Below are 12670 nucleotides of genomic sequence, written 5' to 3'. Positions count from 1 at the left end.
GCGGCCAATGCCATCTGATTGGAGTTTGATGACCATGAGTGTGGAAACTCAAAAGGAAACCCTGGGCTTCCAGACCGAGGTAAAGCAGCTGCTGCACCTCATGATCCATTCGCTGTATTCCAACAAGGAAATCTTCCTTCGCGAATTGATCTCGAACGCCTCTGACGCTGTCGACAAGCTGCGCTTCGAAGCCCTGGCCAAGCCTGAGTTGCTCGAAGGTGGCGCTGACTTGAAAATCCGTGTGAGCTTCGACAAGGACGCCAAGACCGTCACGCTCGAAGACAACGGTATCGGCATGAACCGTGACGATGTGATCACCCACCTGGGGACCATCGCCAAATCGGGCACCGCCGATTTCATGAAGAATCTCTCGGGCGATCAGAAGAAGGATTCGCACCTGATCGGCCAGTTCGGTGTCGGCTTCTACTCTGCCTTCATCGTTGCCGACAAAGTTGACGTGTACAGCCGTCGCGCCGGCACCCCGGCCAGCGAAGGTGTGCACTGGTCGTCAAAAGGCGAGGGCGAGTTCGAAGTCGCCACTGTCGACAAGCCAGAGCGCGGTACTCGCATCGTCCTGCACCTGAAATCCGGTGAAGACGAGTTCGCCGATGGCTGGCGTCTGCGCAATATCATCAAGAAGTACTCCGATCACATCGCGCTGCCGATCGAGCTGCCGAAAGAAGTGGCTGCTGCCGAAGGCGAAGAGAAGCCTGAAGTTGAATGGGAAACCGTCAACCGCGCCAGCGCCCTGTGGACCCGTCCGCGCACTGAGGTGAAGGACGAGGAATACCAGGAGTTCTACAAGCACATTGCCCACGACTTCGAAAACCCGCTGGCCTGGAGCCACAACAAGGTCGAAGGCAAGCTCGAATACAGCTCGCTGCTGTACGTGCCGGCCCGTGCACCGTTCGACCTGTACCAGCGTGAAGCGCCGAAAGGCCTGAAGCTGTACGTGCAGCGTGTGTTCGTCATGGATCAGGCCGAGTCCTTCCTGCCGCTGTACCTGCGCTTCATCAAAGGCGTGGTCGATTCCAACGACCTGTCGCTGAACGTGTCGCGGGAAATCCTGCAGAAAGACCCGATCATCGACTCGATGAAAACCGCGCTGACCAAGCGCGTACTGGACATGCTGGAAAAACTGGCGAAAAACGAGCCTGAGCAATACAAGGGCTTCTGGAAGAACTTCGGTCAGGTCATGAAAGAAGGCCCGGCAGAAGATTTCGCCAACAAGGAAAAAATTGCCGGTCTGCTGCGTTTCGCATCGACCAATGGCGACGACGGCGAGCAGATCGTCGGTCTGGCCGACTACCTGGCCCGCGCCAAGGAAGGTCAGGACAAGATCTATTACCTCACCGGCGAAACCTACGCGCAGGTCAAGAACAGCCCGCACCTGGAAGTCTTCCGCAAGAAAGGCATCGAAGTGCTGCTGCTGACCGACCGCATCGACGAGTGGCTGATGAGCTACCTCAGCGAATTCGACGGCAAGACCTTCGTTGACGTGGCACGTGGTGATCTCGATCTGGGCAACCTGGACTCGGAAGAGGACAAGAAGGCCGCAGAAGAAGTCGCCAAGTCCAAAGAAGGTCTGGTCGAGCGCCTGAAAACCGCGCTGGGCGATTCCGTTGCCGAGGTTCGCGTGTCCCACCGTCTGACCGACTCGCCAGCCATTCTGGCCATCGGCGAACAGGACCTGGGCCTGCAAATGCGCCAGATCCTTGAAGCCAGCGGCCAGAAAGTGCCGGATTCGAAGCCGATCTTCGAATTCAACCCGAGCCACCCGCTGATCGAGAAACTCGACGGCGAGCAGAACGAAGGGCGTTTTGGCGACCTGTCGCACATCCTCTTCGATCAGGCCGCTCTGGCGGCTGGCGAAAGCTTGAAAGACCCGGCCGCTTACGTGACCCGTCTGAACAAGCTGCTGGTTGAGCTGTCAGCTTAATCACGTTGTAGAAAAACCCGCTTCGGCGGGTTTTTTCATTCTGGTGTTTAACATTCAGGAGTCATAAATGAGCCAAGTCACTGTACGTTCCGTGGTCTATCAGCTTGATGGCCAGCCTTTTGAAGGTCGTCTGGCGTTTGACGCCGAGCACAAGGGCGCACGCCCGGGCCTGTTGATGGCGCCAAACTGGATGGGCGTCAGCGCTGGCGCGGAAGAAATCGCCAAGTCAGTTGCGGCCAAGGGCTACGTGGTGTTGATTGCCGACGTCTACGGTCAGGCCGTGCGTCCGCAAAACGCGGATCAGGCAGGTGCCGCGATGATGCCGCTGAAGGACGACCGCGCACTGCTGCGCAAGCGCATGCAGGCGGCGTTCGAGCAGTTGCAAAAGCAGGGCGAAGCGGCGGTCGATACCTCGAAACTGGCGGTGTTCGGTTTCTGCTTCGGCGGTTGCTGCGCACTGGATCTGGCGCGCACAGGCGTGCCGGTGAAGGCGGCGGTGTCGTTCCACGGTACGCTGGATTCGCCGAACCCGGCAGACGCGAAGAACATCAAAGGCTCGGTGCTGGTGCTGCACGGCGCTGCCGATCCGTTGGTGCCGAAAGAGCAATTGCCGGCATTTGAAGATGAGATGAATGCAGCGAACGTGGATTGGCAGTTGCTGAGCTATGGCGGTGCGGTGCACTCGTTCACCGATCCGCAAGCCAATGTGCCGGGCAAGATGATGTACGACGCAAAAACCGCCAAGCGCGCGTTCAAGTCGATGCATGATTTGCTGGATGAAGTGTTCAAGGACTGAGAAGTGAAAAGCCCCTCATCGGAACGCCGTCCGCCTAACCCTCTACCGGAGGTAGAGGGGGCTGAATGGGGGATGTTGATGAGTTAACCCGACCTGAAAGTGTGTTGGTGAATCCATAATCGCCAAGACTTTTCAGGTCGGTGTATGACCCTCACCCCAGCCCTCTTCCTCTGGGAGAGGGCTGGGGTGAGGGTCAAGGCTTAACGCGGCAATTCGATCCGCTCGATTTCTCCCGGCACCGTCGGCCAGTCCCCGGCCGCCCACTTGCGCCGCGCCTCATCAATCGCCGCCGGATCGCTCGCGACAAAATTCCAGTTGATCCGCCGCGGGCCGTCCAGCGCCGCGCCGCCGAACACCACCGCATGTACATTGCTGTCGGCAAACAGACTCATCTCTTCGCCTGTCGGCAACACCACCAGCGCATGCGGTTCGATCACTTCACCGTTCAACTGCGCATCACCACTTAACACATACACCGCCCGCTCCTCATGCTCGGCGGGAATCAGCAGCGTGGTCGCGGTTTGCATCTGCACTTCGGCGTACAGCGTAGGAGAAAGCACCGGCACCGGCGATTCCAGGCAAAAGCCTGACCCGGCAATCATGCGGATCTGTACGCCAAGGTTATCGCTGACCGGCAAAGTTGCCGCCGGATAGTGGCTGTAGTGCCCCGGACCTTGTTCGTGTTCCTTGGGCGAGGCCAACCAGATCTGCAAGCCGTGCATCGTGAAGCTTTGTTCCCACAACGCTTCCGGTGTGCGCTCGACATGCGCGATCGCACTGCCGGCGGTCATCCAGCTGACATCACCGGCCTGGACCACCTGGTCGGAACCAAGGCTGTCCTTGTGCTGGATCTGCCCTTCAAACAAATAGGTGAGTGTCGACAGACCAATGTGCGGATGCTGTCGGATGTTCATGCCTTTGCCCGTCGGATAAACCGTTTCAAGCATGTGGTCGAAAAACACGAAAGGCCCGACGCTGCGGCATTTGGCTGACGGCAACGGGCGCAGAATCGGCTGGCCTTCGACGTCTTCGGCGCGCGGGCGGATGATCAGAGGTTGCGTGTCCATGGTGCATTCCAGGCTGAGCGGGTGATGCCAGAAGCATAACCCGCCGCTGGCAAGAGGGTGATTACTGGCTGTCGAAGCCCTGTGGGGCGTGGGTTTCGATGGTCACTTCGCTGGTGGTCATCAGCTTGTGGATCGGGCAGCGATCCGCTACGCGCAGCAACTCCTCACGCTGGGCATCGGTGAGGACGCCCTTAAGGGTGAGCGTCACGTGCAGCACATATTTGCCTTTCTGCTCTTCGCTGTTGTCGCGTTTGACCTCGACACCGACGCCGGTCAGCGGGATGTCTTTCTTCTTCGCGTACATCTTCAGGGTCAAGGCTTTACAGGCACCGAGTGCGGCATCGAAATAATCGTGTGGCTCGGGCGCCGAGCCTTCGCCACCGGCAGACTTCGGTACGTCGGCAAACAATTCGTGGTCGTCGATCTGTACGGTGTGACGAAAACCTTCGGCGGAGACGGTATTGACGGTAACGGTCATGGCAACCTCACTGGCAGTAGGAAAAGTCATTCGATCAAAAAAGACCTTGCAGTTATAGAGCATTCCTACAGAGGTGCGTTCCACTTTCCTGCAGGATGAACCCTTGTCGCCGGCTCGGGGTCTAGGCTATGTCTACCTGCCGGAGATTACTTGTGCCCTTGTTTCGTTTGAGTCTTGCCTGCTTGCTGGTATTTGCCGGCGCCGCCAGTGCCCGCGATTACACCTACAGCGATGCGCACCTGCACTACGTGGATTTTTTCCAGGAGACCGCGGGTATGGCGAAACTGCTGACAGCGATGAAGGACAACTCCGTCGAGCACGTGATGATTTCCGGTATTCCGGTGGCGAAGAAGTGGCATGAAGACGAACCCAAGCGCCCGCGCTATTACGCCGGTGATGACGCTGATGCCTATTGGTACAGCGCCACCGATGTGATCATCGCCGATGCGGTGCAAAAACTCGCCCCGGAGCAGCGTCCGTACTTTCACCCATTCCTCTCGGGGTTCAATCCCAACGACAAGAACTCTGCTGCGCACATCCAGCGCATGCTCGATCTGTATCCGGGGCTGTGGCAGGGCATTGGCGAGGTGTTTACGCGTCACGACGATCTCACGGCGCTGACCTCCGGTGACACGCCGCGTGCCAACAATGAGGCGATGACGAAGATCTATCACCTGGCGGCGGAAAACGATCTGCCGGTGATGCTGCATTCGAACATCACCTCCAAGCGTGAGAAAAATCCGCTGTACCTGAAGGAAATCGAAGAGCCGCTGCGCAATCATCCGCATACGCGCTTTATCTGGGCGCACGCGGGGACGAGCGCGGAAATTCATCGGCACCAGACGCAACTGAAATTTCTTCTGCCCACCGTCAGCCGGTTGCTTGAGGCTTATCCGAATCTGTTCGTCGATCTGTCGTGGAGCATGCTCACGCCGTATCTGCTGGATGAGCAGGGCAGACCACGTGCGGAATGGCTGGCCTTGGTGGAGAAATACCCGGAGCGCTTCATGCTCGGCTCTGACGTCGTCGGCCGATTCAACAAGCTCGGCCGAGAGATGCACAGTTTCACGCCCTTTCTTGATGCCTTGCCCGAAGACGTTGCCCGTAAAGTCGCCCGGGATAACTTCCTGGCTATATTGCCGCGAACAGCGGCTAAGTCCGGGAAAACCTCGCTGAAACGTTAATGCCAAAGGTTCGAAGTATTAAGGCCTTTTGATATCACCTTTTGGTCTTACGCAAATTTTCGCCGGGCCGATACCTTCTAAAGCAACCAGCTGCAGGGTTGATGCAGCGCTTTTGGAAGGAACCAGCGTAATGAGTATCCGAAGTCTCAATATTGCCCCGCGCGCCGGGCTGGGGTTTGGCTTGCTGGGTTTGATGGTATTTGCCTTGGGGGCTTTCGCCTTGCTGCAAATGTCGAACATGCGGGCGCAATCCGATGAAGTCGATAACAACTGGCTGCCGAGCGTCATGGCAGTGGGCGAGATGAGTCAGGACATACTGCGCTTGCGGGCCCTGACCATGCGGCTGCTGCTCAATCGCGATCCGCAAGCGATTTCGCAGAATGTCGCCAAGCTTGATGATCTGCGTGGGGTACTCAGCGAGGCCCAGCAGCGTTATGACGTGCTGATCGTGCTGCCCGAGGAGCGCAAGCTGTTTGACCGCTTCAAGGTTGCCGAGCACAAGTACCTGGAGTTGCAGGCGCAGGTCATGCAGTTGTCCGCGCAAAACCGCGTGGAGGAAGCCGCTGCGATTCTCAACGGCGAGATGAGTCCCTTGGCCGATGAGATGGCGGTGACCCTCAAAGAACTGGTCGAGCTGAACAAACACAATGCCAGTCTCGCCACCGAGGCGGCGCGACTGGTGTTTATCAATTCGCGGTTGTGGGTCGGGGTCATGATCGGTGTCACGGCGCTGATTACGATCGGACTGGCGCTGCTGCTGACCCGTAGCATTGTGCTGCCGCTGGCGCAGTCGCTGGGTGTTGCCGAAGTGGTGGCGGGCGGCGATCTGACCGGCGACATCAGCATCTCCGGAAAGGACGAGCCGGCGCGGCTGCTGCATGCGCTGAAAAGCATGCAACACAACCTGCGCGACACCATTCGCAAGATCTCCGAGTCGTCCAGTCAACTGGCGTCGGCGTCGGAGGAGCTCAGCTGCGTCACGGAAGACGCGACGCGCGGCTTGCATCAGCAGAGCCTGGAGATTGAGCAGGCCGCCACGGCGGTGAATCAGATGACCGCTGCCGTGGAAGAGGTGGCGAGCAATGCGGTGGCGACTTCCGAGGCGTCGCGCGAGTCTGACCGCATTGCCCAGCATGGTCGCGAACAAGTGCAGCAAACCGTTTCGTCGATTGAGTTACTCGCCGAAGACGTGACCAACAATGTGTCGCAGGTCGAAGATCTGGCGCAGAAGGTTCATGGCATCAGCAAGGTGCTGGATGTGATTCGTTCAATCGCCGAGCAGACCAATCTGCTCGCATTGAACGCCGCGATTGAAGCCGCGCGGGCCGGTGATGCCGGACGCGGATTCGCGGTAGTGGCCGATGAGGTGCGGGCGTTGGCCCATCGCACCCAGCAGTCAACGCAGGAGATTGAACAGATGATTGGTGGCATCCAACAGGGCACCGATTCGGCGGTCAGTTCGATGCAGCAAAGCAACACCCGGGCGCGTTCGACGCTGGAGCTGGCGAAAGCGGCCGGCACCGCGCTGGAGGAGATTGCCTCGGCATTTACCCTGATCAATGAACGGAATCTGGTGATAGCCAGTGCTTCGGAGGAGCAGGCGGCGGTGGCGCGAGAGGTGGATCGCAACCTGATGAACATTCGCGATCTGGCGATGCAGACCTCGGCGGGGGCCAATCAGACGAGTGCGGCGAGTCAGGAGTTGTCGCGGTTGGCGGTGGATTTGAACAGCATGGTGGCGAAATTTTCGGTTTGAGTTTCGCCTTCAAAAGCCCCTCACCCTAGCCCTCTCCCGGAGGGAGAGGGGACCGACCGTGCGATGCTTTGTACATCCGTCGACCTGAAACTGCCTGGGTGAATCCATAATCGACTCGATCTTTCAGGTCGATACATAGCCTCAGACATCTCGGTCAGATCCCTCTCCCTCGGGAGAGGGCTCGGGTGAGGGGCAAAGGTGGCACAAAAAGCCGGGTTAAACGCAGGCGAAAAAAAGCCCCGCATTTCGCGGGGCTCTTTGCTGTAGCGGCGGATCAGCTGCCTTTGACAGCCTTGCCGTTGACCGTGCCGTCCTGGAGCATGATGTTGTACTCCTTGCCGTCGGTTTCAACCTGTTGCAGACGAACCAGCAGGTAATCCCAATCCTTGGCGAACCAGAGGACGGTGATGCGCTTGCTTTGTGTCGGATCGCGTACGCGCTCGACCTTGATCGCATCGATCTGGCCGGCCTTGGTCTCGACTTTCTCCGAACCGAGCACGCGGAAGTCATAGGTATCGACTTCACCGTCATCGACCACCTGATAGCTCATGGTCTTCTTGCCGGCGGCGACATCGTGCTGCAGCGCCAGTTGATAGGTGGACTTGTCGACCATGCCACGGTTCAACGGGATCTTCACCGCGTCACCACGGTCGGTGCCGGTGACGAGCTTGTTGGTCCAGTCGAAGTCCAGATCGGCCTTTTTCGCTTTGCCCAGGCCGCCGCGTTCGAAGTGGTAGGACTGTGGCAGCAGCGTGTCCTTGTCCAGCGTCAGGGTGCTTTCTTCAGTCAGGCTGGCGATCATCATCGAGGCCTTGAAGCTGAGTTTCCAGGTGCCGTTGGCTTCCTTGGTCAGGCTGCGCTCGGCGGTGCCGCTCATGGGCAACTGCTTCCAGTCGGCGGTGTAGCTGGCGGAGAACGGTTGAAGTTCGGCTGCCTGCGCGAAGGGCAGGGCGAGCAGAGCGCAAGCGAAGAGCAGGGCGCGACGCATAATATCTCCTAGTTTCGAATCAAGTGGCCGCTGGCCGCGAGTAACTGGCCATCCAGTAAAGCACCGTGTTCACCGAGTGCCAGCCGGCCTTCGGCAAACCAGCGTACGGCCATCGGGTAGATCAGGTGTTCCTGAACGTGGACTCGCTGCGCCAGACTGTGCGGCGTGTCGTGCAACTCTACCGGTATTACTGCCTGTACGACCAGTGGTCCACCATCGAGTTCCTCGGTGACGAAATGCACGGAGCAGCCATGTTCGCTGTCGCCGGCCTCAAGCGCCCGCTGATGAGTGTGTAACCCTTTGTATTTGGGCAACAACGAGGGGTGGATGTTGAGCAGGCGACCCTGGTAGTGGCGCACGAAATCGGCGCTGAGAATGCGCATGAAACCGGCCAGTACCACGAGTTTGGGGTTGAATTCGTCGATCAGTTTGATCAGGGCAGCATCGAAGGCCTCGCGACCTTCGAAAGCCTTGTGATCCAGCGAGCGGGTGGCGATACCCGCGTCGCTGGCACGTTGCAGGCCGTAGGCGTCGGCGCGGTTGGAAATCACCGCAGCGATGCGGACCGGGCTGTCGCCGGTCCGCGTGCTGTCGATCAGAGCCTGCAAGTTACTGCCGGTGCCGGACAACAGCACCACAACATCACAGGTCTTGGACATCAGTGAGCCTTGAGGTTCTTCAGCTCAACCTGAGCGGCGCCTTCGGCGGCCACGGCGATCTGGCCGATGACCCAAGGCTGTTCGCCGGCGTCACGCAGGGTGTTCAGGGCGACTTCAACGTGCTCCTGAGCCACGCAGATCACCATGCCAACGCCGCAGTTCAGCACGCGGTGCATCTCGGTCTCGTCGACGTTGCCTTTCTCTTGCAGCCAGTCGAACACGGCAGGGCGAGTCCAGCTTGCTACGTCGACCACGGCCTGAGCGCCTTTTGGCAGAACGCGCGGGATGTTGTCCAGCAGGCCGCCACCGGTGATGTGGGCCATGGCTTTGACGGCGCCGGTGTCTTTGATCAGCTTGAGCAGCGGCTTCACGTAGATGCGGGTCGGGGCCATCAGCAGGTCGGTCAGCGGTTTGCCGTCGAGCTGGATGCTTTCGATGTCGGCGCCGGATACCTCAATGATCTTGCGGATCAGCGAGTAGCCGTTGGAGTGCGGGCCGGACGAAGGCAGGGCGATCAGGGCGTCACCGGTGGCGACTTTCGAGCCGTCGATGATTTCCGATTTTTCCACGACGCCGACGCAGAAGCCGGCCAGGTCGTAGTCTTCGCCTTCGTACATGCCTGGCATTTCAGCGGTTTCGCCGCCCACCAGCGAGCAGCCGGACAGTTCGCAGCCGGCGCCGATGCCAGTCACAACCTGGGCAGCGGTGTCGACATTCAGTTTGCCGGTGGCGTAGTAGTCGAGGAAGAACAGTGGCTCAGCGCCGCACACCACCAGATCGTTGACGCACATGGCGACCAGGTCGATGCCGATGCTGTCGTGCTTGTTCAGGTTCAGCGCCAGACGCAGCTTGGTGCCGACACCGTCAGTGCCGGAAACCAGTACAGGCTGCTTGTAGCCGGCCGGGATTTCGCAGAGGGCGCCGAAACCGCCCAGGCCGCCCATGACTTCCGGGCGCGCAGTGCGCTTGGCGACGCTCTTGATGCGTTCGACCAATGCTTCACCGGCGTCGATGTCTACACCGGCGTCCTTGTAGCTCAGGGAGGGTTGCTTGCTCATGATCCAGGCCTTTAGGGGAGGGGATTCAGGGGTAACGACCGAGTTCAGCGGGAACACCGAATCCGACAGGGGCGATTGCCTCACGCGAAGTTCGGGGTGCCCGGCTGTTGCCGGTCTGCGAAGGCGCGCGATTTTATCAGGCTTGAGGGGCAGCGGCCATCCTCGCACCGACGGGCAGAGCCATATCAGCGGAAATTTTTTGCAATTGAGGCGTGCGGGTGCCTGTATAAGGTGGCTCAATTAACCGTCTATCGTTATCACTGTGCAAAAACTTACCGCCGCCGTGTGAATGTTTTGCGATGGCAGATTGTCACAGCCTTGCTCAACCGGTTCACGCGGCCTGTTCCAGCCGCTCCTGTCGACGGGAATTTTCCATGCGTTTTTGTAAATTGTTGTTTGTGGGTTGTTTGTCTCTGGTCAGCCTGGCGAGTCATGCCGAAAACCTCAAAGGCCTTTATCAGGTGCGTGAGCCGGTCCACGGTCAGGCGCCGGAAGAGCGTGATCGCGCCACGCAAGCCGCGCTGGACACGTTGGTGCTGCGCCTGACCGGCGACCCGAAGGCTGTGCAAAATCCGGGACTGGCGGCCATTCGCAAGGATCCGCAGCAGATCATCAGTCAGTTCGGTTTCGATGCCGGGCCGCCGGAGGTGCTGAAAGTCGATTTCGATCCGGCCACCACCGAGCAGGCGCTGCGTCGTGCCGGGTTGTCATTGTGGGGTGCCAGTCGTCCCTCGATTCTGAGCTGGTGGCTGAACGATTCGGCTGAAGGCTCAAGCCTGGTCGGTGACGGTCAGGCCGCAGCTGCGCCGTTGCGCACCGCTGCCCAGCATCGCGGATTACCGCTGCGTTTGCCGCTGGCGGATCTGAGCGAGCAACTGGTGGCTACCGCGCCCGCGCTGGAAGGCACCGATCCGGCACCACTGCGTGGCGCTTCGGAACGTTACAGCGCTGACGCCTTGCTGGCGGTGCATGCGCGTGAAGAGGGCGGGCAGTGGCAGGCCAAATGGCATCTGTGGCTGGGCGATCAGAAAGAGGCCGGCAGCGTGCAGGGCGCCGACCAGGCGGCGGTGGCCGACGCGGTGATGCTGGCGGTGGCCGAGCGTCTGGCACCGCGGTTTGTTGCCAAGCCTGGGGTGTCGGGGCAACAGACCCTGGAAGTGCAGGGGATGAATCTGGAGCACTACGCCGCATTGCTGCGGTTACTCGAGCCGTTCGGTGTGCGTCTGCAAAGTGTCGAGGGTGATCGCATCGTCTATCGGGTCAACGGCAGTGCCGATCAGTTGCGTGCGCAATTGTCATTGGCGAAGTTGCAGGAATTGCCGGCTGAAGCGCCGGCACCGGCGGCGCCACAACCGACGGTTGCCGGTGCAGCGCCGGTTGTCGCTGCGGCTCCGGCACCTGTGGCGCCATCGTTGCGGTTTCGCTGGTAAGTCTTTCCTTATATAGAAGCAACAGGAGTGGGTACATGGCCGATTCGCGGCGTTGGTTCTGGCTCGGTGGGGTAGTCCTGCTTTGCGCGTTTGTCTGGTTGCTGCATCCGATCCTCACGCCGTTTCTGGTGGCCTTGCTGCTGGCCTATCTGTTCGATCCGCTGGTGGATCGCCTTGAGCGGCTCGGCCTGTCGCGAACCTGGGGCGTAATCGCGGTGTTTGCCTTGTTCACGCTGATCGTCACAACCCTGTTGCTGGTGTTGGTGCCCATGCTCGCCAAGCAGTTGCTGCGTTTGTATGAACTGGCGCCGCAGATGCTCGACTGGCTGCAACACACGGCGTTGCCGTGGGCGCAGTCGAAACTGGGGCTGTCAGACGGCTTCTGGAAGTTCGACAAGGTCAAGGCGGCGATCAGCGAGCACATGGGGCAGACCACTGACATTGTCGGTGTGGTGCTGAGTCAGGCCACGGCTTCCAGCCTGGCGCTGATCGGCTGGCTGGCGAATCTGGTGCTGATTCCGGTCGTGAGCTTTTACCTGCTGCGCGACTGGGACGTGATGATGGCCAAGATCCGCAGCCTGTTGCCGCGTGATCGTGAGGAGACCATCGTCTCGCTGGCCGGTGAATGCCATGAGGTGCTCGGCGCGTTTGTGCGCGGGCAATTGCTGGTAATGCTGGCACTGGGCGTGATCTATGCCGCGGGGTTGATGATCGTCGGCCTGGAACTGGGTCTGTTGATTGGCTTGATTGCGGGGCTGGCGGCGATCGTGCCGTACATGGGGTTCGTGATCGGGATTGGCGCGGCGCTGATTGCCGGGTTGTTCCAGTTCGGTGGCGACCTGTATCCGATGATCGGGATTGTCGCGGTGTTCATGGTCGGTCAGGCGCTCGAGGGCATGGTGCTGACGCCGCTGCTGGTCGGCGATCGCATCGGTCTGCACCCGGTTGCGGTGATCTTTGCCATCCTCGCCGGTGGCGAGTTGTTCGGCTTCACCGGTGTGCTGCTGGCGCTGCCGGTGGCGGCGGTGATCATGGTGCTGGTGCGCCATGTGCACGACTTGTACAAGGATTCCGACATCTATAGTGGCGTGGATGAGCCAGAGCTGTAGAGGAGAGGGCCAACCCGGCGAAGCGCCGGGTTGGCCCGTGTCCTGCAGGCCCTGGCGCCAAAGAATCTGTCATAAAACCAGCGTGTTAACGCAAACCTTTGATTTTGCTTGGACTCTGTCGCATTGTGCGCTCAGCTTCACGGGTATAAACTTCGCAAACTTTACACAGAGGCCACTAACGGTTCCTTGAGAACTGTTCAGTCAGC

The 12670-nt window shown here is 59.7% G+C and carries 11 protein-coding genes and 1 pseudogene; 7 read left to right on the top strand and 5 right to left on the bottom strand.

Annotated elements, in window-relative coordinates; translation table 11 throughout:
• The first annotated feature begins 34 nt into the window (after window positions 1-34).
• Both htpG and K5Y35_RS27005 read left to right on the top strand, forming a co-directional pair.
• On the top strand, window positions 35-1939 hold the full coding sequence (gene htpG, locus K5Y35_RS27010; protein ID WP_123466006.1) for a molecular chaperone HtpG: 1905 nt from the start codon (window positions 35-37) through the stop codon (window positions 1937-1939).
• A 67-nt stretch (window positions 1940-2006) separates the two neighbouring features.
• Window positions 2007-2735, top strand: coding sequence for a dienelactone hydrolase family protein (locus tag K5Y35_RS27005; RefSeq protein ID WP_222833389.1), 729 nt, complete (start codon window positions 2007-2009; stop codon window positions 2733-2735).
• 200 nt (window positions 2736-2935) lie between these two features.
• Here the strand turns inward: K5Y35_RS27005 and K5Y35_RS27000 are convergent, their stop codons facing one another.
• Both K5Y35_RS27000 and K5Y35_RS26995 read right to left on the bottom strand, forming a co-directional pair.
• Window positions 2936-3802 carry a pirin family protein gene (locus K5Y35_RS27000; RefSeq protein WP_222833388.1) on the bottom strand — a complete coding sequence of 289 codons (867 nt, stop codon included), beginning with the start codon at window positions 3800-3802 and terminating at the stop codon, window positions 2936-2938.
• 61 nt (window positions 3803-3863) lie between these two features.
• A complete protein-coding gene (locus K5Y35_RS26995) occupies window positions 3864-4280 on the bottom strand; it encodes an OsmC family protein (protein ID WP_123465878.1) in 417 nt (138 codons plus the stop codon).
• Between the two features lie 128 nt (window positions 4281-4408).
• Here K5Y35_RS26995 and K5Y35_RS26990 point away from each other — a divergent pair, with 128 nt between their 5' ends.
• From K5Y35_RS26990 to K5Y35_RS28345, 3 genes and pseudogenes are all read left to right on the top strand, one after another.
• Window positions 4409-5464: an amidohydrolase family protein gene (locus K5Y35_RS26990; RefSeq protein WP_123465880.1), complete on the top strand. Its 1056-nt coding sequence runs from the start codon at window positions 4409-4411 to the stop codon at window positions 5462-5464.
• A 130-nt stretch (window positions 5465-5594) separates the two neighbouring features.
• Window positions 5595-6317 (top strand): annotated as a pseudogene (locus tag K5Y35_RS28350) (MCP four helix bundle domain-containing protein); the annotation flags it as partial.
• A gap of 39 nt (window positions 6318-6356) precedes the next feature.
• Window positions 6357-7220 (top strand): methyl-accepting chemotaxis protein, encoded by an 864-nt coding sequence (locus K5Y35_RS28345; protein WP_410055937.1) that lies wholly within the window; start codon window positions 6357-6359, stop codon window positions 7218-7220.
• 274 nt (window positions 7221-7494) lie between these two features.
• Here the strand turns inward: K5Y35_RS28345 and K5Y35_RS26980 are convergent, their stop codons facing one another.
• Genes K5Y35_RS26980 through purM form a run of 3 tightly spaced genes read right to left on the bottom strand, consistent with a single transcriptional unit; the run spans window position 7495 to window position 9925 of the window.
• Window positions 7495-8208 (bottom strand): DUF3108 domain-containing protein, encoded by a 714-nt coding sequence (locus K5Y35_RS26980; protein WP_222833386.1) that lies wholly within the window; start codon window positions 8206-8208, stop codon window positions 7495-7497.
• A gap of 8 nt (window positions 8209-8216) precedes the next feature.
• Window positions 8217-8867 (bottom strand): phosphoribosylglycinamide formyltransferase, encoded by a 651-nt coding sequence (purN, locus tag K5Y35_RS26975; protein ID WP_222833385.1) that lies wholly within the window; start codon window positions 8865-8867, stop codon window positions 8217-8219.
• Window positions 8867-9925, bottom strand: a complete 1059-nt coding sequence (gene purM / locus K5Y35_RS26970) for a phosphoribosylformylglycinamidine cyclo-ligase (RefSeq protein WP_222833384.1) — start codon at window positions 9923-9925, stop codon at window positions 8867-8869. The genes purN and purM overlap by 1 nt, the downstream gene beginning before the upstream one ends.
• A 374-nt stretch (window positions 9926-10299) precedes the next feature.
• Between purM and K5Y35_RS26965 the strand changes: the two genes are divergently transcribed.
• Together K5Y35_RS26965 and K5Y35_RS26960 are read left to right on the top strand one after the other, a co-directional pair.
• The gene (locus tag K5Y35_RS26965) at window positions 10300-11355 is read left to right on the top strand and encodes a DUF2066 domain-containing protein (protein ID WP_222833383.1); all 1056 of its coding nucleotides are present in this window, start codon (window positions 10300-10302) and stop codon (window positions 11353-11355) included.
• Between the two features lie 35 nt (window positions 11356-11390).
• Window positions 11391-12464 carry an AI-2E family transporter gene (locus tag K5Y35_RS26960; RefSeq protein ID WP_123465892.1) on the top strand — a complete coding sequence of 358 codons (1074 nt, stop codon included), beginning with the start codon at window positions 11391-11393 and terminating at the stop codon, window positions 12462-12464.
• The last annotated feature ends 206 nt before the right edge of the window (window positions 12465-12670 follow it).

This window comes from Pseudomonas sp. SC3(2021) (assembly GCF_019856535.1).
Taxonomy (GTDB): domain Bacteria; phylum Pseudomonadota; class Gammaproteobacteria; order Pseudomonadales; family Pseudomonadaceae; genus Aquipseudomonas; species Aquipseudomonas monsensis.
This window is presented reverse-complemented; position numbering and strand designations above follow the sequence as displayed.